The 21708-nt window shown below is 43.3% G+C and carries 15 protein-coding genes and 3 pseudogenes; 4 read left to right on the top strand and 14 right to left on the bottom strand.

All coding sequences use genetic code 11. The features are described from left to right. Positions 1-69: 69 nt before the first annotated feature. The 13 genes and pseudogenes from FKN93_RS15585 to FKN93_RS15525 all read right to left on the bottom strand — a co-directional run bounded on the left by FKN93_RS15585 (position 70) and on the right by FKN93_RS15525 (position 14329). Positions 70-801 carry a hypothetical protein gene (locus FKN93_RS15585; protein WP_170905542.1) on the bottom strand — a complete coding sequence of 244 codons (732 nt, stop codon included), beginning with the start codon at positions 799-801 and terminating at the stop codon, positions 70-72. Further along, a complete protein-coding gene (locus tag FKN93_RS15580; protein ID WP_170905540.1) occupies positions 801-1229 on the bottom strand; it encodes a hypothetical protein in 429 nt (142 codons plus the stop codon). The genes FKN93_RS15585 and FKN93_RS15580 overlap by 1 nt, the downstream gene beginning before the upstream one ends. Positions 1230-1916: 687 nt before the next feature. After that, positions 1917-2684, bottom strand: coding sequence for an AcaB family transcriptional regulator (locus FKN93_RS15575; RefSeq protein ID WP_170905538.1), 768 nt, complete (start codon positions 2682-2684; stop codon positions 1917-1919). Between the two features lie 402 nt (positions 2685-3086). Further along, positions 3087-3280, bottom strand: a pseudogene (locus FKN93_RS15570) (hypothetical protein); the annotation flags it as partial. An 83-nt stretch (positions 3281-3363) separates the two neighbouring features. Further along, positions 3364-3468, bottom strand: a pseudogene (locus tag FKN93_RS15565) (type IV conjugative transfer system protein TraL); the annotation flags it as partial. Then, positions 3468-3806, bottom strand: a pseudogene (locus FKN93_RS15560) (TraI domain-containing protein); the annotation flags it as partial. The pseudogenes FKN93_RS15560 and FKN93_RS15565, both read right to left, overlap by 1 nt. 209 nt (positions 3807-4015) lie before the next feature. Beyond that, positions 4016-7129 carry a type I restriction endonuclease subunit R gene (locus FKN93_RS15555; RefSeq protein ID WP_170905536.1) on the bottom strand — a complete coding sequence of 1038 codons (3114 nt, stop codon included), beginning with the start codon at positions 7127-7129 and terminating at the stop codon, positions 4016-4018. Between the two features lie 63 nt (positions 7130-7192). Further along, complete coding sequence (locus FKN93_RS15550) at positions 7193-8194, bottom strand: Fic family protein (RefSeq protein ID WP_170905534.1); 1002 nt, start codon at positions 8192-8194, stop codon at positions 7193-7195. After that, on the bottom strand, positions 8194-9231 hold the full coding sequence (locus tag FKN93_RS15545; protein ID WP_170905533.1) for a virulence RhuM family protein: 1038 nt from the start codon (positions 9229-9231) through the stop codon (positions 8194-8196). Before FKN93_RS15545 ends, FKN93_RS15550 begins: the two co-directional genes overlap by 1 nt. Before the next feature lie 120 nt (positions 9232-9351). After that, positions 9352-10554: a restriction endonuclease subunit S gene (locus FKN93_RS15540; RefSeq protein ID WP_170905531.1), complete on the bottom strand. Its 1203-nt coding sequence runs from the start codon at positions 10552-10554 to the stop codon at positions 9352-9354. 85 nt (positions 10555-10639) lie between these two features. Next, a complete protein-coding gene (locus FKN93_RS15535) occupies positions 10640-11734 on the bottom strand; it encodes a PDDEXK nuclease domain-containing protein (RefSeq protein WP_170905529.1) in 1095 nt (364 codons plus the stop codon). Continuing rightward, positions 11731-13305 carry a type I restriction-modification system subunit M gene (locus tag FKN93_RS15530; RefSeq protein ID WP_170905527.1) on the bottom strand — a complete coding sequence of 525 codons (1575 nt, stop codon included), beginning with the start codon at positions 13303-13305 and terminating at the stop codon, positions 11731-11733. Before FKN93_RS15530 ends, FKN93_RS15535 begins: the two co-directional genes overlap by 4 nt. Positions 13306-13375: 70 nt before the next feature. Next, positions 13376-14329 (bottom strand): WYL domain-containing protein, encoded by a 954-nt coding sequence (locus FKN93_RS15525; protein ID WP_170905525.1) that lies wholly within the window; start codon positions 14327-14329, stop codon positions 13376-13378. A gap of 401 nt (positions 14330-14730) precedes the next feature. On the opposite strand from FKN93_RS15525, the gene FKN93_RS15520 reads away from it, so the two are divergent. From FKN93_RS15520 to FKN93_RS15510, 3 genes are all read left to right on the top strand, one after another. Continuing rightward, positions 14731-15927 carry an AAA family ATPase gene (locus tag FKN93_RS15520; RefSeq protein WP_004393970.1) on the top strand — a complete coding sequence of 399 codons (1197 nt, stop codon included), beginning with the start codon at positions 14731-14733 and terminating at the stop codon, positions 15925-15927. Further along, the gene (locus FKN93_RS15515) at positions 15927-17006 is read left to right on the top strand and encodes a ParB family protein (RefSeq protein ID WP_004393969.1); all 1080 of its coding nucleotides are present in this window, start codon (positions 15927-15929) and stop codon (positions 17004-17006) included. Before FKN93_RS15520 ends, FKN93_RS15515 begins: the two co-directional genes overlap by 1 nt. A 608-nt stretch (positions 17007-17614) precedes the next feature. After that, entirely contained in the window at positions 17615-19912 is a 2298-nt protein-coding gene (locus FKN93_RS15510) for a starch-binding protein (RefSeq protein ID WP_004393967.1), read from the top strand. A gap of 87 nt (positions 19913-19999) precedes the next feature. Here the strand turns inward: FKN93_RS15510 and FKN93_RS15505 are convergent, their stop codons facing one another. After that, a complete protein-coding gene (locus FKN93_RS15505) occupies positions 20000-20920 on the bottom strand; it encodes an IS5 family transposase (protein WP_004393905.1) in 921 nt (306 codons plus the stop codon). Positions 20921-21071: 151 nt separating this feature from the next. Here FKN93_RS15505 and FKN93_RS15500 point away from each other — a divergent pair, with 151 nt between their 5' ends. Further along, positions 21072-21488, top strand: coding sequence for a hypothetical protein (locus FKN93_RS15500; protein WP_004393965.1), 417 nt, complete (start codon positions 21072-21074; stop codon positions 21486-21488). Positions 21489-21708: the final 220 nt, after the last annotated feature.

Here is a 21708-nt window from a genome sequence, read left to right as displayed (position 1 = left end):
GGGGCTTTCTTTCTGCTCATAACAAACAGGATGAAGCACTGGAATGATCACTCAATAGTAAAAAGTGGATCAAGTGCTGAGTGTCACACTTTTTCTGTCAATAGGGGCTTGGTGAACACTTACCATTTGATCGCTTAGCTTTTTTAGATCTTCAATTGATCCATCTTGAGTTCTTATAACCGTTTCTAGTTCGGCTCTTATCGAATCCAGTTGGCTTTCTCGATCTTTTGAAGTTTTATAAAAGAGTTGCAACTCTTCTTCTATGTGCTCTCTTAACTGTTCGATTCTTTCTTTCATGAGTTGGTTGCTCTGTTTGAGTTCACTGACTGCATCTGGCAGCGTTAATAGGCCACTCAACTGATCGTTTATTTTGGCTATCTCTATATTGGCTCTTAACAAACCTGACTCTTCGCTAGTTTCAAATGTGACGTAATTATTGATCTGCTCACTTTTCAAGAGAAGCGTAGCGGCAAAACCGACACCAATAACGGCAGCGGATGTGAATGCAATGAACGCCACTTTTTTTATTGACACGGGTTTTAGTTTTTTTTCATGGTCGCTGTCTCCGTTTTCTATACCGTCAGCTTCTTTATTTCCATTTTTATCATCGTTGCGATTTTCACCGGGTAGACTTTCATCGTGAATTTTTTCTAGACCGATTTCATCTTCTTCAGCTTCTCCGCTGGCACTTTTATTTTCGTCGCTAGTGATTAAGTTTTCTTTTTCACTCAACTCAGATTCAACCACGAAGCTTGGTTCGTCATTAGGCGCATCATGCAAGCTTATTTTTTCTCTAGACATTAAGATTGTACCCTTGTATTTATTCTCACCGTTCTTGCTTTCTCATCGACATGGACAACGAACCCTGCACCAATGATCGTCTCGATAACTTGCATCGTTGTTGCTGCTGCAAACTCTCGATTTGTGAAAGGAAGATTTAACGTGTATAGATTTAAAACTTTTTGCTCGGTTTTTTTTAGATCATCAAGTTTGTACCCTGAAAGCGCTAAACTATAATTCAGAGCTTGGCCGATATTTTTTATCGATGGCGGGATATCGAACGTCCTCACTTCAAGCAAAGGAAATCTCTGCTCAAGATTCGTATCCACTTTGATTTTTGTGTAACCACTTTTTTGAAGATAAAGATTTCCACTGACATCATTTGTCGTCACGTTGGACGAAAAAGCTGAGGTGGAAATCAACGCTAATGAATAAACGAATAATTTCATGGTTTTCTCCTTTTTTAACAATAACGATAAAACATCAAAAAAATGCCAGATTTCACGCCACATTCAAGGCAAGAGCAAACCCACCCAAAACAACCAAAAAACAACCAAAAAACAAAAGCAAGCTATACAACATCTCAGCCGATGTTATATAGCTTATCTTAATATATATATATATAGTGAAAATTGAGCCCCTAACAGGGGATAAAAAAACTCCAAATAAAGCGAAAATTCCGGCAAAACAGGTTAGATATTCCGGCAAAACAGGTTAGATGTTCCGGAAAAACAGGTTAGATGTTCCGGCAAAACAGGTTAGGTTCCGGAAAAACAGGTTAGATGTTCCGGAAAAACAGGTTAGATGTTCCGGCAAAACAGGTTAGGTTCCGGAAAAACAGGTTAGATGTTCCGGAAAAACAGGTTAGATATTCCGGTGAAATAGGTTAGGTTCCGGAAAAACAGGTTAGATGTTCCGGAAAAACAGGTTAGGTTCCGAAAAAACAGGTTAGATGTTCCGGAAAAACAGGTTAGATGTTCCGGTGAAATAGGTTAGGTTCCGGCAAAACAGGTTAGATATTCCGGTGAAATAGGTTAGGTTTTTAGACCTGTTTAACTTTGCTTTAAGCAAAAAAAAAGCAATCTAGCTTTTTTACCGGATCGCTTTTTTACGTGGAATAATGGCTATTTTAGGATTTATCCATAGAGCTCGTTAAGTTTCTCTCTTGTTGCAGGTTCCAGTTTGTTGAAGTTTCTCGTCTTAATGTTCGGAGCGCAAGCCGCCCGTTTTTCTAGCAGAAGAACATCTTTTGTTAGCTGGATTTGCTCGTTGAGTTCGAACGTTTTTGCTACTCGCTGAGTGTTGTGAGCCAAATCTTCACGAGTTATTGCCGATGGTTTCCAGCGGTTGATCATCTGTAAAATAACGCGATATGCTTTGCGAAGATCCTGCCTTTTTTCTGTGACTACTTGAGATGGAAGAATCGCATACTTATCGCTCAGGTAAAGATAATAGAGCGATTCATCAAGGTCTTTTAACGCCCATAGCAGATCAAATGTTAGTCGATTTTGGAAACTTATCGCGTGAGTTTCAACATGAATTTTGTCTGAAATTTCCAGTGACGCATTAAAATGACTTAGCTTAGTTTCGATCGATGATTTGATGTTTTGAAGCTCTTCTTTGTAATGCGCCGATAAGTTATTAATAGCATTTTCTATATCGAAAACCAGCTGATCAGCAAACGGATCATCATCACGAACTGCATTTAAAATTACTTTTATTTTGCTATCAAACCAGTCTGCACCACTGATGAAATTGGTTTTGTTTTCACCTCTTTTTTCTTTTCTGCTGAACAAAAGTGCTGGTGCGTCTTTTGTTAAAAAAGTCACATTTAGGTGCGGAACTTCTGGTTTTTTTTTGCGCTGTCGTGGTTTTTTTATCTCAAGATTGTATTCGATATTCACAGAGTCACTCTATTTTATGTTGCTTTATTTTTTATAGCGCCATTCACTTTTAACTCTCCGATTTACTGATTATCTAGGAGATCGTTTCATCTTTCATTTCATTAATTTTAATGCCTGATACTTTGGAGATTTCTAGTATCACCCTTACATTTTTTAAACTCAATCGAGTTTGAATCATCAACTTTTTATTTATGGCTTCGATGTTCTCACACACGTCGTTGATTATGTATGCTTTAATTTTTTTTTTGACATTCTACCTTGTTTTTTTATTCGTCAGTGCCAATTTTTTTCCTCACAAGCGGCTCGAAATGTTGTTATAAGACGGCTGGGAACGAGCCTAAAAATGCGGCTTAGACTTTCTTTTTGAAACGCCTTCGAAAGGTGTAGCGTTGAGTGGAAGTTGTTCATCTCAATCTTAATTGGCCACTGCTGACCATCAATAGCCAAGGTAATTTCACGCGATGGAATACGACGAGGTGGTGAGGTGAAAGATAATGCGGGCGTCTCCTGATCTGGTGGAGTTATGTACGGTGATGCCGGTGACTCTTTGTCTGTGGCCATATATACACATGACCCTTGATTTGCGTCTGAGCATCTCTAGATGGTCCAGAAACCAAGGAATAACCAGTCACAAAGACATCGTCGGTTTCATACTCATGCTCCACTTGTCTGGATCGTAAGTTGTCACCAACCCCAACAAACATAAAACCAAGGCATTACCGGTAAAAATGCTGATCACTAGCCCCAATGGAATGGGGGCCACCTCATCGGAACTCCAAAGCAGGAAATGCGTTGAACTTTCAGGTCTCGCTGGACACTGGTTTGGTCAGCTTCAATAACCAATTTAGACAGGGCATGCTCAGGATCGGTATTGCCAATTGATTCCAACATAGCTTGCAAAATCTCAGGGCTCGGCTGGGTTAACCAGGCGAGCAACTCAGGTGTCATCACCCGGTTTAACACCAGAATTGAGAATTGCTCGTGCCGCTTGCACCGTCCCTCGCGCCAGCGAATGAAATAGCGCTCAACACTGTTATTAGTGGTCCACTGGGATAATGTTTCTAAAAAAGGGTTCCACTGATAGCGTCCATCTTCGTCTGTGATCGACAAGTCTGAAACAGGCTAAGTCGTCATTTGAAAGATCAATTTCGATTGGCTCTCTCTTCGAAGACGCGGAGTTCCTTTTTAGGTCTGATGACAAAAACCTGATTATGTTTTCATTGTCCATTTCTTTAATTCACTTCCCACGTAAAAGACAACTAGCCTAGAAATCAATAAATCTCAAACACTTGCGCAATTTAACTTCCATCCGGCTCAGCACGTAATAGCATTTATATCTGCCCCCCCACACCTTTGAATTTTTCAACAAAAGCGGCAATTTTCTGAAAAACCGTTTGCTTCTGGGTTCGGTACTGTGGGTTCAATGGGCTAAGTTTGGGCAGCGCCTCATTCAGTGCTGTGCCATTTTCAGAGGCGTACTCACGTTTGAGTGATGACGCAATATAACGTTTGGCAGCATCGATATTGAGCTTTTCAGAGGCAATAATGGCATCGGCTTCGCGCTTCTGCTCCGCCTGGGCGAATTTGAAGAAAGCGTCGATAATGCTGGCTTTGTCATTGATCTCATCTAGGTTTGTCTGGTTAATAAAATCAACCACCAAGCTCTCTTTCGCTCTATTGCCAAGGCTACCGCGGATCATACGACGAACTTCTTCAATCAAGCCTTCTTTGCTCTTGTTCTTCTTATTGTGGTCAAAAATCAGTTCAAGAATGTAGTCGAGGTTGATTTCTTGAGATTTAAGCAAATCAACTTCAAAGACCACATCGTCCCAATCTACCGTTGACTTATCTTTGTCCTGACCTTCTTTATCGCGTCGCAACCAGTCGCGGGTATCGTTGTAGGTAGAGCGATAATCTTGAATAGCGCGCTCGCTTGGCATATCGATGGTTTGCATTGCCTCGATGTCAGCATCGTCCAGATAGTACTTTGACTTGAACTCTTCAACCGCTTGTTCATCACTGGTATCAAGGCTTTGCAGTGCTTTCAAGCCAGCAAATTCATCGTAGTTTTGTAAAATATTTTCTGCTTTGAGGTATTCACCAAATAGCTTGGCAAATTCCTTTTTATCTTGTTCTTTTTCAATATTTTCTGGGTTTGGAAAGCGTTCTTGCAGCTCTTTTACGATATCAACAAAACCTCGACGCGCCTGGCCAGTAGCAATATCGTTAAAACCTTCCATGTATTCTTTGTAGCTCTTCTCCAACACCACGTTTTTGGTGTTTTTGTCACCAAACAAAGTAATGGCATCAATGGTTGCCTGCTCCAAATCACGGAAGGTAACAATATTGCCAAAGGTCTTCGTCGCATCATAAATGCGGTTAGTGCGAGAAAATGCCTGCATCAAGCCGTGATAGCGCAAATTCTTATCAACAAACAGGGTATTAAGCGTAGGCGCATCAAAGCCCGTTAAAAACATACCAACCACTATGAGCAGATCTATTTCTTGATTCTTCACTCGCTGGGCAAGGTCACGGTAGTAGTTCTGAAAGCCATTACTGTCCACGCCATAGTTAGATTTAAACATGGCGTTGTAATCGTTAATCGCGGCGCTCAAAAACTCTTTCGCGCTGCTGTTCATGGCACTGACTTCAAAACTCTCATCTAAAATATCACCAATGGCGTCCTGCTCTTCATTGGCAGCAAATGAGAAGATAGTTGCAATGCGCAGAGGTTTACTTGTGGGTCCATTCTCAGCCTCGGCCTGCAATGTTTTAAAGGTTTCATAGTACGCTTTCGCTGCATCAACACTACTTACCGCAAACATGGCGTTAAACCCTTTAGCGCCAGAATAGGCTCGATGCGTTTTCTGGTTAAAATGGCTCAGAATATACTGCGAGATTTCACCAATGCGCATTGGATGTAAGAAGGCTTTCTTATTCTCAGCGGCACTAAGCTTCTTATCATCCTGCTCAGTCTCAATGCTCTTAAATTGCGGACGAACATCGTTATAGTCCACTTTGAACTTGAGTACTTTTTCATCACGAATGGCGTCAGTGATCACATAAGTGTGCAACTGCTGGCCAAACACGCTGCCCGTGGTTTCTGCGCCCAGTGCATTTTCTGGGAAAATGGGCGTACCGGTAAAGCCAAACTGGTAGTACTTTTTGAATTTCTTCTTCAGGTTTTTCTGCGCCTCACCGAACTGGCTTCGATGACACTCATCAAAAATAAAAACGACTTGCTTGTTGTATATAGCTAAATCGCTTTCACTTTTGATTAAGTTGTTGAGCTTTTGGATGGTGGTGACGACAATCTTGTTATCGTCTTTATCCAGGTTACTCTTAAGCCCTGCGGTACTGTCTGAACCGTTCACACTATCAGGCGAGAACCGCTGATACTCTTTCATCGTCTGATAGTCGAGGTCTTTTCGGTCCACCACAAAGAAGACTTTATCGATACAGTCTAAATCGGTGGCCAAACGTGCCGCTTTAAAGCTGGTGAGTGTTTTGCCTGAACCCGTAGTGTGCCAAATGTACCCACCGCTCTCGGTGCTGCTCCAGTTCTTAGCGTTAAACGCGCTCTTTATCTTCCATAAAATGCGCTCAGTGGCCGCAATCTGGTAGGGGCGCATTACAAGTAAGGTATTGCTGACGTCAAACACCGAGTAACGCAAGATCACTTCAAGTAAGGTCTCTTTCTGGAAAAAAGTCGCCGTAAAGTCTTTTAAATCCTTGATCAGCGTATTGTCGGACTTCGCCCAGTTCATCGTAAAGTCGTAGCTGTTTTTGTCGCGCTTCGTGGTATTGGCAAAATAGCGCGTGTCGGTGCCATTCGAGATCACAAACAGCTGCAAGAACTTGTACAACGAGTTCTCTGTATTAAAGCTTTCTTTGCTGTAGCGATGTATTTGGTTAAACGCCTCACGGATCGCCACACCACGCTTTTTAAGTTCAATTTGCACCAAAGGCAAACCATTGATCAAAATCGTCACATCGTAACGGTTGGCATGGCTTCCCGTTTGCTCAAACTGCTTAATGACCTGCACTTTGTTACGAGCAATGGTCTTCTTGTCGAACAGGTAGATGTTTTCGATATGGCCATCATCAAACACAAAATCGAAGATATAGTCGCTGTGCACCTTACGGGTTTTATCAAGAATATTGTCGCTGGGTGTGTTCAGGTATTGCTCGCAAAAGCGAGCCCACTCGCCATCAGTAAACTGGACCTTATTAAGGGCTTGTAGCTGCTTGCGCACATTTGCCAGCATGGCATCGGGTGTCGTTAGCGCAGGTAAATACTCATAGCCCTGGTTGCTTAGGTCCTGAATCAGCTCACGTTCTAAATCACCTTCACTTTGAAAGCTTTCTGCGACTTGCCAATTTTTGACGTATTTATCTAACACAATAAAGTTATTGGATTCAGCAACCGTTTTATACGTTGTCATTCGTTTACATCCTTTTTTGTTAGCCGTGGTGTGTTCCAATATGGAAATAGCCACGGCGTCGCATTATTCAGTGACTTGCCAATGGCCGGTTTTATCTGAACCTACCCGAGTTAACCTGCCTTCTTTTTGTAGTTTGCTAATGGCGCGACCAATGGTTCTAACGTCTTTATTCAAGGTATCAGCGAGTTGTTGTCGGGTTAGCTCGGGCGTGTTACTCAGCAATGCTAAAATAGCCTCAGGCGTTTTAAGGCCCGTTACATTGATAAGGGTATTTACAGGGGCGTTTTTACCTTCTTTTAGAGAGGCATTTACAGAGGCGTTTTGCGCCAGCGTTTGCTGAATAACCGACAACATAAAATGAATAAACGGCGTACTGTCTGCTTGGTTATCGGCCTGCTCAAGGGCGTGATAATAGGCTTGCTGATGGTCTTTAATCACACTTTCTAGCGGCAAAGATAAAAACAACGGATGCCACTTGGACAAAATCAGTGTTTGCCATAACCGCCCCATACGACCGTTACCATCGGCAAAGGGATGAATAAACTCAAATTCGTAATGGAATACACAACTGGCGATCAATGGGTGATCTTTTGTTTGCTTAAGCCATTGGATCAAATCGGCCATTAAACCGGATACCTGATGCGCAGGCGGTGCAACATGGTGCACGACACCACCTTTATGGATGCCCACGCCTTTACTGCGAAATTCACCGGCACTTACAAGAATATCTGACAGCATTAAACCGTGAGCTGTGAGTGAATCGGAAATCTCGCTGGGTGTGAATGCAGGCAGTGCATCATAAGCGGCAATCGCGCCTTTTACCTCGGCTAGCTCACGCACGCTGCCCAGCACAGGTTTACCCTCAACAATGGCGGTGATTTGTTCTTCAGTTAGGGTATTGCCTTCAATGGCCAGCGTGCCAGTAATGGTTTTAATGCGGTTTTGCTTGCGCAGTTGCGGCGAGGCATTGAGCTGGCTGGCGTTTAACTCACCCACCTGCTGGCTGATTTGTGCCACCAAGTTCAAAATATCGGTGGTGATGGTAAAAGGTGGTTGGTAGGCCATTAGGCTGAACCCTTATTTTTGCTACCTTGCCCAAGTAATTTATTCACTTCACGGTCAAAGTCGGACTCTATTTTTTGTTGTTTATTAAATTGCTCATAAGCGGCATGGGCTTTTTGCTCAGCCGCCTTGCGGGTTACATTGCCATAGCCTTCTAAAACTTGGTACTCATTAAAGGCTAAAAACTTATTGACGCTTTCGGCGAACGCCTCCATGGTAAAGGTGTTTCTACGCTCAATTATGCCTTCAATGTAATCAAAAAAAGCTGAAACGGCACGTTCAAGTTTTTTGATTTCGTCTTCACTGAGGTAGTTTTTGGCAACAGTGGTATCCGATTTCAACACACGACCTGAAGGGGCGTTTTTGTAGGTCGTCATGCCCATTAAGGGCTGGTTGGCGTCTGCCTTCAATGCGATGATTTCCGCTGCTGTGTGTCCTGTAATCGCAAAGTGAAATTTGTCTTGTACATGAGCATAAAACAGACGAGTGGTTTCTGATCTAGGATCGTAATCAATACTGCATTCAGCAAAGATATCGGTGATTTGTTGATAAATACGTCGCTCACTGGCACGAATGGAGCGAACGCGTTCCAGTAGCTCTTTAAAGTAATCTTTACCAAAGAAGCGGCCATTTTTAAGGCGTTCATCATCCATGGCAAAGCCTTTGATGATGTAGTCCTTAATCAACTGAGTCGCCCAAATACGAAACTGCGTCGCTTGTGCTGAGTTCACTCGGTAGCCTACTGAAATTACCGCATCTAGGTTGTAGTACTCCAGCTTGCGTTTAACTTCGCGTTTGCCTTCTTGTTGAACTGTTTCCAAAATGGAAATAGTTGCCTCGCGTTGTAGTTCGCCTGAATCGTAAATATTATCCAAGTGCTTTGAAATGGCAGGTACACCCACACCAAACAGCTGTGCAATGCGTTTTTGCGTGAGCCAAATGGTTTCACCGCTGAGCAGTACTTCAACTTTCACATCCCCATTGGGGGCTGTGTAGAGTAAGAACTCTGAGGTTTGGTCTTGTAAGCTAAGGCTAGGCATTTGCACCCCCTTGCTGGTTAAAGGCATAGTTGTTGTGCTTAGTGCGGTTGTTGTCACCGTTGACCGTTGTTCGATATTTTCGCATAACTGCTTTTGCTATTTCCGTTAGCGTGTTACTCATTAAGCGGCCTCATCTGATTTAGGAAAGCTTAACAACAGATCACGATAATACTCGTATTGCTTTTGGCGTAACTCAATTTCGCGGGGGAGACCTTCGGTAATGGAGCTCGTTAGAGTGTCAAATTTGTCGAGAATAGTAACGATGCGTTCTTGTTCCGTAATTGAAGGGAACGGAAGCTTTAAGTTCTGAAATGTACCCAAGTTTATATTGCTTTGTGCGCTCCCTTGACCTTTTTCTTCTAGCTGCGTTTTGATTGAGGATAGTAAATATTCAACGTAACTTGAGCTCGTTTCCTCAGGATTTGCAACGAAACCAATAACACTATCAGGAAAACATGCATCAAAGCCCAAAATAGATGTTTCTGCAATATTCGCGGCAATAGTGATACATAGTGTGCCTTTAGGCCACAATTTACTCTGCTTTAAACCGAGTTCACTATAAGTCTGGCTGTACTCTTGAATAGTATGAGCTGCATTTCTGATATCACCCGTTTGAATAAAGGGTATATCACCTCCATACAAACTAGGATCATTTCTAGGTCGATGTTTAGATTTTCCTCGACCAAAATCTAAAGCCACTTCATCCAACGTCTTCCACTCAACGTCACCTTCTTCAAAACTTAGCAACTTATCGCGGTAGTAGTTGTATTGTTTTTTGCGTAGGTTAAGCTCGGCGGTCAGCTCGGCGGTCAGCTCGGCGGTCATGGCGGTAAATGCGTCCAGAATGCGCACAATTTCGGCTTGTATTACCAGCGATTTTTCTGGGTTATCTGGGCATGGGATGGGGATTTGAAATCCCTCTAGCATAGGCTTTCTAATTGAGATTGATGTTGCACCAACACTTTTCATCAAAATATATTGCTTAAATTTTGAAGACATATAGTGGTACAGGAATTTTGTATCTAGAACATCACTCGTAGCCTTTATTCTATAGGCCCTTTGATGCAAAGCATATTTACCTTCTACAAAATGAAATATGTCTCCGATCCCTCCTTCTCCTGGGACTACAATAGCTGTTTCATCAAATTGGAAAGTATCTGATCTCAATATATTTTTTGAACGAACATAGAATGGATATTCACCATCTTCAGTCTCATCTTGCCTATTTGATTTACCAGTGCCGATTTCTGCTAAATTCCCTAATGGGAGCCACTCAACATCTACCCCGCCCAAGAGTTTCTCTAAATAGTTCAACTGACTCATGCCTCAACCACCTCACTTTCAATTTCCGCCACAATGGCGTCAATATCACTGCGCAGCGCATTAAATTTCGTGTCTAACACCTTGCTCATTTTACGTCTCCCTGCAATTCGCGTTCTATCTGTTCAATACTGGGCAAGTTACTTTCTAGTACTTCGGGCAGGGCGCGGGTCAGTTCGTAGCTGGAGATACCGATGGGTTTGTCGACACCGCGCAGAGCATATTCGGCCAACACGCGGTTGGGTTGCTGGCACAGGATCAGGCCGATAGTGGGTTGATCGGTTTCATGGCGGAGTTTGTCGTCCACGACGTTGCAGTAAAAATTGATTTTTCCGGCGTATTCGGGTTTGAAGTCGCCGCGTTTGAGCTCGATCACCACATAGCAACGCAGCTTTAGGTGATAGAACAACAAATCGATGTAAAAATCCTGCTCGCCAATGTCCAAGTGGTATTGCCGTCCGACGAAAGCAAAGCCTTGGCCGAGCTCCAGCAAGAATTTTTCCAGATGGGCGACCAGGCCAGTTTCCAGTTCACGTTCGTGAAAATTCGACTCTAGAGTCAAAAAGTCAAACAGATACGGGTCTTTCAGTGTTTGCTGTACCAAGTCGGAGTCTGGAGCGGGCAGACGGCTGGCAAAATTGCTGATGGCCCGTCCTTGGCGATGGTGCGCGGCCGTTCCAATCTGCATCACAAGGATGTTGCGGCTCCAGCCGTTATTGACAGCGGCTTGCATGTACCAGCGTCGAATCGGCAAATCTTTGACCTTGGCCATCAGTTCGGCGTGATGCCCCCAGGGAACAGCCTGTAGCAGTTCAGCCGGGAAAAGTGCCGCAGCTTGTGGCACTTCTGACATGACATCCGCTGATGCCACAGTTTGTGGCATAAAGTTCAGCAGTGGATATTCGCGGTAGAAAGCCAGCATGCGTTTGATATTGCGTTCAGAAAATCCTTTCTCTTCGGGCAACGCATTGTGCAAGTCGCGTGCAAGGCGTGGAATCACGCCGGCACCCCAGCCTTCCTGTTGCTGACGACTGTTGATTAACTCGCCTATTTCCCAATATAGGCGGATCAACTCGGCATTGACCGCCAGCACGGCACGTGTCTGAGCGTGGCGAACGCGTTGTTTGATGTCGGTTAGCAACCCAGTATAGCCAATGGGTAAAGCCTGAGCCTTGTTACTCATCCTTCAAGCTCTCCATCTTCAATTTCCGCGCCTTCTATTTCCGCCACAATGGCATCAATATCACTGCGAAGCGCATCAATTTTAGCGACGGTGGTTTTTAGCTCGGCATTAAGCTCGGTAATATCCACTACTTCGCGGTTGTCTTTGGCTTCCACATAACTGCTCACCGATAGGTTGTAGCTATTAGCTGCGATAACATCCAAATCAACCGATTTAGCAAAATGCTCGACGTTTTCTTTGCTGGCAAACACCTTCATGATGTTTTCGATGTGTTCGTTGGTGAGGGTGTTGTTGTTGGTTTCTTTTTTAAACAGGCCGCTGGCATCGATAAACTGCGTTGTTGTATCGGCTTTGTGTTTAGACAGCACTAAAATATTCACCGCAATGGTGGTGCCAAAGAACAGATTAGGTGCTAATGAAATCACGGTTTCAACATAGTTGTTATCCACCAAGTACTGGCGGATTTTTTGCTCAGCACCGCCACGGTAAAAAATACCGGGGAAGCAAACAATGGCTGCACGACCTTTGCTTGATAGGTAACTCAGTGCATGCAGCACAAAGGCAAAATCGGCTTTTGATTTAGGCGCAAGTACGCCAGCGGGTGCAAAGCGGTCGTCGTTGATTAGAGTTGGGTCATCGCTACCAATCCATTTCACTGAATAAGGCGGGTTAGAAACAATCGCATCAAAGGGTTTGTCGTCTAAAAAGTGCGGTTCGATTAAGGTATCGCCCAACTGAATATTAAACTTGTCGTAGTTAATGTTGTGCAAAAACATATTCATCCGCGCCAAGTTGTAGGTGGTGTGGTTGAGCTCTTGGCCAAAAAAACCCTCTTCAATGATATGCGCATCGAAGTGCTTTTTGGCTTGTAACAGCAACGAGCCCGAACCCGCCGCAGGGTCATAGATTTTATTGACGCTGGTCTGGCCGTGCATGGCGAGCTGCGCGATCAACTTTGAAACGTGCTGAGGGGTAAAAAATTCGCCACCGGATTTACCAGCATTGGCCGCGTAGTTTGAAATCAGGAACTCGTAGGCATCACCGAATAAGTCAATTTGGTTGTCTTCAAAGTTACCGAAAGTCAAACCTGCCACGCCTTTTAACACTGCTGCTAGGCGTTTATTTTTTGCCTCTACCGTATTACCCAGACGATTACTGGTGGTATCAAAATCCGCAAACAAGCCTTTGATGTCTTTTTCTGAATCATAGCCGTTGGCTGAGTTTTCGATTGCAGCAAAAATAGCGGCCAAATCGGTATTTAAATTTTCGTTTTTGTGCGCATTGGCCGCCACATTACTAAACAACTGGCTTGGGTACAGAAAATAGCCTTTGGTCTTAATGGCATCTTCTTTAGCCAACTTGATGTTTTCATCATCGTCAGACATGGCCGCATAATTAACGCTCTCATCACCACCAGTGATGTAAAGTTCAAAGTTCTCACTAATAAAGCGGTAGAACAGCGTACCGAGTACATATTGTTTAAAATCCCAGCCATCCACTGAGCCTCGAACATCGTTGGCAATCGCCCATATTTGGCGTTGAAGTTCGGCACGTTGTTGTAAACTTGTCATTATTTAAATTCCTGATTTTAATTCGTCATCATTCGTTTATGGGTTGCGCAATGATCACTGTCGTCGAACATCATCCTTCAAACCCTGGGACTAAATTCAAATTTGCCACCCCATAAAGTGTCGGAGTATTCTTTAACCAAAGCTGGTATTCAGGGCCTTGCAGGCTGTGCGCTTTGGTACAATCCACATGCCATTGACGAAGCAAATAGCCAGCAGTTGCCGCTCTAATCTCAACTCTTAAAACGCCATTTTTCATGCCATAGTCCAGCTCTATCGCTTCGCTGTGCTCTATGCGTGGGTGCGGCACTAATTCAAGCTCTACAAAGCGATTCCATTGGCGGTCTTGGGTTTCTAGTTCAGTCTCAGATAATGTAGAGCCTTCAAGCACAACCGCTGCTTTAATTCGGGTCAGTACAAAATCTCGGAATTCATTATGCTTGCGGTCAAAACCACGAACGTGCCAACGCAGGCCATTGTCCACCAGCGTATGCGGTACCATTTGACGAGTGGTTTCACCGCTCGATAACGACACATAGGTAATGCTCAAGGCTTTGCCTTTGTGGATGGCCTCGGTAACTTTCGCCACTATCGATAAACTCGGCTTGTTTAAGTGATAAGGCGCTTCACACGCAAGAGGTGGTTTTACCTTGCCAGTAAAGCCATCGCCGTACCCTTGGCTAATCGTCGCCAGCGTTCTCACAACGTCGTAGTCGAACAAAGGCTCAAAAGCTTCACCGCGCTTATGCAACTTGAGCTTTTGGTCATACTCAATGTTGCTTGGCGCGAGCTCTCGGTACATGGAGAAGTCTTTGGTTGCCTGCGTGGCGGCGATGCTGAAGCGATCGACTAAATCCGCCCGTACCGCTTCGCCCTTAAACAATAAGGTGAAGTCGATGTGGGCAATGCGATCCCTGGTTGCTTGTGGCAACTGCGCTATCTGCGAAAGCCTGTCTGGCTTTCCTTTCGCGCCTTCTTTAGCGAGTGAACTCGCCACTACCGTTTGTTTCAGACCATCATTTGTCATGCGTCTTGTTTATCCAATTCCACCAGATTCTTAAAACTCTGTTTATAAAGTAAGGACTGACATCGCGTAATCACATTGAAAAGCATCACTCAATACTGCTTTTCATCCGCAATGACTAATCAACCTCTCATGGCTGAAGCTGGACAGATGGCCATGAAACATTGAATAGGTTTCAACCTAATTAATTTTATTAGGTGTCATCCTATCATAAATTATTTTGTAGGGAAGAGTAAAAAATAACCCTGCCCCCCATTCCCATGAGTTTTTTAGCAAGCCTTAGAAATGAGAGCAACCAAAGCAAACTTTCTACCACTCAAAAACCTTAAATGGTCCATCACTTTTTAGTGTACACCTAAAAAAATAAGGTATATATTATTTTAAAACCCTCTAGGATTAACGATATGGACGCGGAAAAAACCACACAAACTTTTCAAGATTTGAAATTAGGTGCTGATGCTTACATTAAACGTAGAAATCAACGGTTGTTGGCTAATCATCGTAAAGAGCTTCGTAATTTTACGCGTGCTGAAGCGACAGCATATTTAGATATTGATTCTAAAACCTTAGATAAATATGTCGCTAATGCGGGCATAGACCCAAGGCGCCACGCTGACTCTCAATGGTCTATAGACATTGAGGAAATGTATATAGTACGTGCACTACTACCTGAAAATTTAAGAAAAGAGCCCTTGTTCCATCGCTTACCGTCACAAAAAACACAAGTGATAGTGATTCAAAATCAAAAAGGTGGCGTTGGGAAAACCGTTTCAGCAGCGACAATAGCTTCTGGGTTAGCTGCAGAGTTTCATCAAGAATACCGTATTGGCTTAATCGATATGGATGGTCAAGCTACCCTATCTATGTATTACGCCCCAGAAGCCGAGAAAGAAGGTTGTTTGTCTGTTGGCGATTTAATCATGCAAAACTATGACTTAGAGGAAGGTGAGACTTTTCCTCAAGTCGTTTCTGAAGCCTTTTTGCAAACGACAATTCCAAACTTAAGAATTCTCCCAGCATCACAATCAGATAGAGCCATTGAAGGCTGGTTTCATGAGCAAGTTTTTAGTCATAAACTTCCTTCTCCGTATTCTATCTTAAGTGAAGTGATTGATACTGTTCGTGATGAGTTTGATATTATTTTAATCGATACTCCCCCCTCGTTAGGTTATGCCACTTACAATGCCTACTTTGCAGCAACTAGTGTCGTTTTTCCTTTATCTATCACGGAAAACGATATTGATGCGACATGCTCTTATTTTAGTTATATCCCCCAAGTTTGGGCTTTATTGGCTAATGCTAATCATTCCGGCTACGACTTTATGAAAATTCTTCTTACTAATCACCGAGACGGTTCAACAACGAGTGAATTGATGAACAGCTTGTATGATCACTTTGCACCTTACCTTTATTCTAAAGAGTTCAAACACAGTGAAGCTATCCGCCAAGCATCCTCACTGCTTTCAACGGTTTTTGATATGTCTAAAAGTGAATATCCAAAAAGTAAGGGGACTTTCCAAAGCGCTCAACAAAACAGTTATGAAGTTACCAGTCAGATTCTAAGAGATATCGTCAATGTATGGCGTGAGGAGCAAAAATAATGGCAAAAAAAAGAGGCGCAAGTCCACTAGGCAATACACCCGGTTCAGCTGAAGCGCAAGCTGTAGCAGCTAAAGCTAATATTGAAAGCCTTACTCGCCAACTTTCCTCTGAGCTAACTAAAGCTGGTGAGAATACAGCCCATTACCTTCAAAATATATTCGGTATTGAATCTGTTGGTAACAGCGTAGCATGGCAATTAGAGTCAGGCGCTCAGGCAATATTTAACGAAGTAACTCTGTCATACGAACAAGTTCGTGATAAAACCTGCGTCACCTTTGAAGTGAATGGCCGTGATCAGTCTCTTTTGACTAAAGATTCATTATCCGACCTCGCCTCTCTTGAGTTTCAGCAATTTTACCCTGCCGTTGGTCGGGAAATAGATGGCAAAATAGATGTGCTTGACGGTTCACGCCGCCGCGCTTGGGTACTATTGCAACAAGGTCACATCAAAGAGTTTCGCATCTTAGTCACACAGGATGCCCTGTCCTATGCTGATGCCAAAGCATTGGCTAAACAATTACAAACAGCAAAAGAACATAATCAGCGTGAAATTGGTTTGCAATGTAAAGCGATTATGGACAGTGGTAATTACACTCAAGAAGATGTAGCTAAGATCACCGGGATCAGCAGACCTGCTGTCAGTAAAGCACTAAAAGCTGCCAGTATTGATCAAGCGCTTATTTCGTTATTTCCAGATGTAAACCTTTTATCGCATCCCGATTACTCGGTACTTGATAAGGTGATGAAGTTAATCGGGAAAGATAAATCCGAACTATCAGATTTTATTAAAGAAATACAAAAAATCACTGTCAATGTTCAGCCTGAACAAACTCATGATGACGTTAAGAATCTACTTTTATCCAAAATAAAATCTGAGCTAAAGATTGCCCAAAATAAACAAGATAAAGAAAGTGCTTCAGTCACACCATTAGCCACTTTCAAGAGTAAAGGCGTTTACGCTCGTAAACGAGTTAAAGGACGAAACTTCTCTTATGAATTTGGCCGTTTACCCAACGATATACAAAGACAGTTAGATAAAGCAATCGCTGAAGTATTAGAAGCGGTGGACAATTCATGACTTTTCACCACCCGAAAGTTTATGACGACGTTGCTAATTGATAAGAAATTGCTCACTGGCTGACTTAAAATAATCAACCAACAAACTCACGCACGACTATCGCTCGTGAGTTTGTTGAAATGATAAGCGGCGATTAACGAGGAATGAAAGGAAAAACAAATCCGACACTGTATTGAGTTTAGCGGCAAATAGAATAAAAACCTTAGCAATATTCCTGCCTTCTTTCATAACCTTATATCACATAAGGCAAAGAGAATGCCTTTCTCTCTCCATTCAACATACTAGCCGCTTCACCTATCATTTTGCCTAATACCTCACGTTATGTGTCAATCAACCATTAAGATGAACATTATAAATATAATGAAATCAATACATTAATTCAAAACCAAACTTCTATTCCAATTTTATTCTCTTATTTCATCGTGAATATGCGCATTTAGTAACTGTATTTAAATCTAGAAAAGTAAAGCTTGTACAAATAATGACGATTCTCACAATCCCTCTTTTTTCAGGAGGTATTATTTTTTATCTCTCCTAAAGTTTTGCTGTCTTTTTAGACAAAATACATTTTTTCTTACATTTTAAGATTTCAAACTTAAGGGAAGAACATGAAATTCAACAAGAGTTTGTCTGCCGGACTCATGTTATTCGGGAGCTTAATCGGGGGAACGCAAAGCTATGCTCAAACCGTTCCAAAGACAACATTCGTCCACTTATTTGAATGGAGTTGGCAAGATATTGCTCAGGAATGTGAAGAGTTCCTAGGGCCTAAAGGGTTTGCTGCGGTACAAGTCTCCCCTCCTCAGAAAAGTGTCGATAACCCGGCTTGGTGGTCTCGCTACCAACCCGTTAGTTATGCTTTTGAAGGCCGTAGTGGTAACCGTGCACAATTTGCGGATATGGTGCAACGTTGTAAAAACGTAGGGGTAGACATTTATGTGGATGCCGTCATTAACCATATGGCGGCATGGAATCGCAACTTCCCTGAAGTTCCATATGGAGTTAATGACTTTAATAGCTGCACCAGTGACATCAACTATTCTAATCGCTGGTCAGTACAAAATTGTGATCTTGTCGGACTTAACGATCTCAAAACCAGTTCTGAGTATGTTCGCCAAAAAATTGCAGACTACATGAATGATGCGATCAGTATGGGGGTCGCTGGGTTTCGTATTGATGCGGCGAAACATATGCCAGCCGAAGATATCGCGGCAATAAAGAGTAAGTTACATGGCACCCCTTATATTTTCCAAGAAGTGATCGGTGCCGAGAATGAACCCGTTAAGCCTGCGGAATATACCTATATTGGTGATGTTACTGAGTTCTTCTTTGCTCGCACCCTAGGACCTAAGTTTAAGCACGGGGGAATTAAAGACTTACAAGGTATTGGTTCTTGGAATGGTTGGCTAAGCAGCAGCGATGCCGTGACTTTTGTAACCAACCATGATGAAGAACGCCATAACCCAGGGCAAGTACTCAGCCATCAAGACTTTGGTAACCTCTACTTCCTCGGTAACGTTTTTACTTTGGCCTATCCTTATGGGTATCCCAAAGTCATGTCAGGCTACTACTTCAATGATTTTGATGCAGGCCCTCCCGCAACAGGTATACATACGGGGAACGCCTGTGGTTTTGATGGAGGAGACTGGGTTTGTGAACACCGCTGGCGCGGCGTAGCCAATATGGTGGCTTTTCGTAATCACACCGCAGCAGAATGGCGCGTAACCAACTGGTGGGATGATGGCTATAACCAAGTCGCCTTTGGCCGTGGTGGGCTAGGTTTTGTTGTCATTAACCGAGACGACAACAAAGGCATCAACCAAGGTTTTGCTACCGGAATGCCAGCGGGTGAATATTGCGACATCATCAGTGGTGACTTTAACTCACAAACGGGAACATGTAGTGGCACCACCATCAGTGTAGACAGTTCAGGTTATGCCCATTTCACCGTGGCTTCTCATAATGCGGCGGCCATTCATGTCGGAGCAAAAGTAGGACAAACCTGCACCGATTGTGATGATGGTGAGAAAAAACCGGCTACGCCTGTTACGGCAACCAACCTCTGCTACGACAATGCCGCTAATCACACTTCACCAACACTCCACTACTGGGGAGCACAACCAGCAGGCTCACTCACAAACGCCACTTGGCCTGGCGTTACCATGACGGCAAATGGTGATTTCTATTGCCATGATGTTGAAACTGAGCTTTCAAGTGTGAATGTGATTTTTTCAAATCAAGGTGCCAATAAGAGTAACGATCTCACCACCACTACTGGAACGTGTTATAGCGATGGTAGCTGGAAATCTTTAGCCGACTGTGGGTTTACCCTAATCACAGAGAACGATGAGGATGAAGGTAACGCCACCCAAATCTGTTATGGCAATGAGCAAGGATTCTCTCAGCCTTACCTCTATTTCTGGAATGTGGCGGCCGCAACCCCCATTGCTAACGCAACTTGGCCTGGGCAAGCAATGACCCAACAAAATGGTCAATACTGTTATGACTTTGGTACTAACCTCAATAGTTTGAAAGTCATTTTCAGTGATCAAGGCAGCCGCCAAACCCTCGATATGGAGGTGTCAGCACCAAACCTTTGCTATGCCAATGGTGAATGGAAAGAGCTGTCTCAGTGCACCAGCAACACGAATGGTGGAAATGAAACTTGGTACTTCCGAGGTACAGCAAACGGGTGGGGATTAACACTGCTGGATTACAATGAGCAAACTGGCCTTTACACAACAACCCAAACCTTCAGTGGTGAAGAGTCACCCGCAAGGTTTAAAATTGATGATGGTTCGTGGACAGAATCCTACCCAAGTATGGATTATCAAGTCGGCGACTACGCCACCTATCAGATTCATTTCAATAGCAGTACAAAAGCCGTCAGTGTGACACAGCACTAATCACCTTATCGGTACAGTCTTGAGGCTGTACCGAGGCTTTGTTGCTTAATTCAGAGAAAAGGCATACCAGCCCATAATGCTTCATTTTTAAACAACATACTGAGTTTCAGGCATACCTAGCCCCGTAAGCTTGTTCAGCGCTTTGATCATTGCGTAAGTCTCGCCAACCTGAGCGTTGTAATTTCTTAGGCTTAATTTCCCACCTAACAACTGTTTCACTCGATGCATGGCTGTCTCTGATAGAGAGCGCTTATGATAACCATACCGCTTTTTCCACTTTTTGTTTGAGCCGTAGAGCTTCTGACAACCTACCGCCAAATTGCGAGGATGTCCTTGCTCCCAGAAAGCTGCCCCTTCTCGTGGCGGGATGAGCGGAACTGCTCGCTTGATTCGTATAGCTTCATGGCAGCTTCTTGTGTCATAAGCTCCATCACCTGATACTTCAATGATTTTACGACGTGTCTGCTTAAGTAAGTTGGGAAGCACTTCAGCATCGGTTACGTTAGAGAAACTCAGTTCTGCTGCGACTATTTCGTGAGTGCTGGCATCTACTGCAATATGCAGTTTACGCCAAACTCTACGCTTCCCGTCAGTACCATGCTTCTTAACCTTCCATTCACCTTCGCCATAAACCTTGAGACCAGTGGAATCAATGGCTAGATGTTGTATCGCTCCTCTGGTTTTAGTTTTAAATGAAACATCAACTTCCTTAGCTCGACGACTTATGCAGGTGTAATGCGGACAAAATAGCGGGATATTAGCCAGTTTAAATACTGAGTCTATAAATCCTTGCAGCGCTCTCAATGGCATAGAGAATACTCGTTTCACCATTAATGCAGTCGTAATGGCTAAATCACTGAATTGGCGTGGTCTACCACGCTTGCCTTGTTTGCTTTGCTTCCACTCAGCTATCGCTTCCTCATCAACCCAAAAGGTCAGTGAACCACGATTAATTAAGGCTTTATTGTACTGCTTCCAGTTGGTTGTTTTGTAACGAGGTTTAGGCATTAGGCTACGACGATTAATGGATGTAGCCGATCAGATCGTAGCTTCTTGATTTAGTTCCATCGATTTAAGCAACAAAGCCGCTCATACCTTACAGCCGGTAACTCACTATGCTATAAATCATCTAATGTTACTTTCAATCGAGGAGCGAGCCATGGGCCGTAAACCACTTTCAGAAAAAGAACTGCTTGAGGGTATTACACCCAAAACAACACACGCTGATGAACTCGCGACTACAAATGAAAAAGATTGGGGATCTTATTCTGAAGATACGGATAAAGCAGAAAGCGATTTTCTTGTTCAAAGAGACGATGCTCTTAACAACACCCGAATGGAAAAAATGCTAAAAATGGCTGAACGCTTTAACAAAAGCGGGAGTGTCGATAGGGAAACTCTCATGAAAGTTAAAGGACTTACTGAATCGGAAATACTGTCAGAAAACGAGTACAGGATGGTTTTAAAGAGGATTGAAACCATATTCGATGCTGAACCAGGCACACCCGAAGGTGACGAACTTGAAAAGCTAGTGACCTGGGTGGAAGCGTATGAAGAAGAGCACTACCCATTTTAAGCTAGTTAGCCCTCTGCTGACTCATCTTTGCCCTAAAGTTTCTTAGAGCAATTTGTTGCGACTCACTATGAACGTAGAAAATTTGAAGGAAGATATCTTAGCTTTTCTAACATTAAGATACGACAAGAGCCACTAGAAGTGGCTCTATTACGCGCTACCTGCGGTCAATACTCTATGAGCGTAAGAGAACAGGGCTATTTGAATTCATCTATCTACAAGT

The organism is Vibrio sp. A8-1 (assembly GCF_013048685.1).
Lineage (GTDB): Bacteria > Pseudomonadota > Gammaproteobacteria > Enterobacterales > Vibrionaceae > Vibrio > Vibrio metschnikovii.
The sequence above is the reverse complement of the archived record's forward strand: the minus strand, read 5'-3'. Positions and strand labels throughout refer to the sequence as shown.

Bases quoted from the DNA above. Each gene is read 5' to 3' on its own strand.
- FKN93_RS15545 (WP_170905533.1), bottom strand. From the start codon at position 9,231: ATGCCTAGCCTTAGCTTACAAGACCAAACCTCAGAGTTCTTACTCTAC.
- FKN93_RS15555 (WP_170905536.1), bottom strand. From the start codon at position 7,129: ATGACAACGTATAAAACGGTTGCTGAATCCAATAACTTTATTGTGTTA.
- FKN93_RS15525 (WP_170905525.1), bottom strand. From the start codon at position 14,329: ATGACAAATGATGGTCTGAAACAAACGGTAGTGGCGAGTTCACTCGCT.
- FKN93_RS15535 (WP_170905529.1), bottom strand. From the start codon at position 11,734: ATGAGTAACAAGGCTCAGGCTTTACCCATTGGCTATACTGGGTTGCTA.
- FKN93_RS15585 (WP_170905542.1), bottom strand. From the start codon at position 801: ATGTCTAGAGAAAAAATAAGCTTGCATGATGCGCCTAATGACGAACCA.
- FKN93_RS15515 (WP_004393969.1), top strand. From the start codon at position 15,927: ATGGCAAAAAAAAGAGGCGCAAGTCCACTAGGCAATACACCCGGTTCA.
- FKN93_RS15510 (WP_004393967.1), top strand. From the start codon at position 17,615: ATGAAATTCAACAAGAGTTTGTCTGCCGGACTCATGTTATTCGGGAGC.
- FKN93_RS15550 (WP_170905534.1), bottom strand. From the start codon at position 8,194: ATGGCCTACCAACCACCTTTTACCATCACCACCGATATTTTGAACTTG.
- FKN93_RS15540 (WP_170905531.1), bottom strand. From the start codon at position 10,554: ATGAGTCAGTTGAACTATTTAGAGAAACTCTTGGGCGGGGTAGATGTT.
- FKN93_RS15505 (WP_004393905.1), bottom strand. From the start codon at position 20,920: ATGCCTAAACCTCGTTACAAAACAACCAACTGGAAGCAGTACAATAAA.
- FKN93_RS15500 (WP_004393965.1), top strand. From the start codon at position 21,072: ATGGGCCGTAAACCACTTTCAGAAAAAGAACTGCTTGAGGGTATTACA.
- FKN93_RS15580 (WP_170905540.1), bottom strand. From the start codon at position 1,229: ATGAAATTATTCGTTTATTCATTAGCGTTGATTTCCACCTCAGCTTTT.
- FKN93_RS15530 (WP_170905527.1), bottom strand. From the start codon at position 13,305: ATGACAAGTTTACAACAACGTGCCGAACTTCAACGCCAAATATGGGCG.
- FKN93_RS15520 (WP_004393970.1), top strand. From the start codon at position 14,731: ATGGACGCGGAAAAAACCACACAAACTTTTCAAGATTTGAAATTAGGT.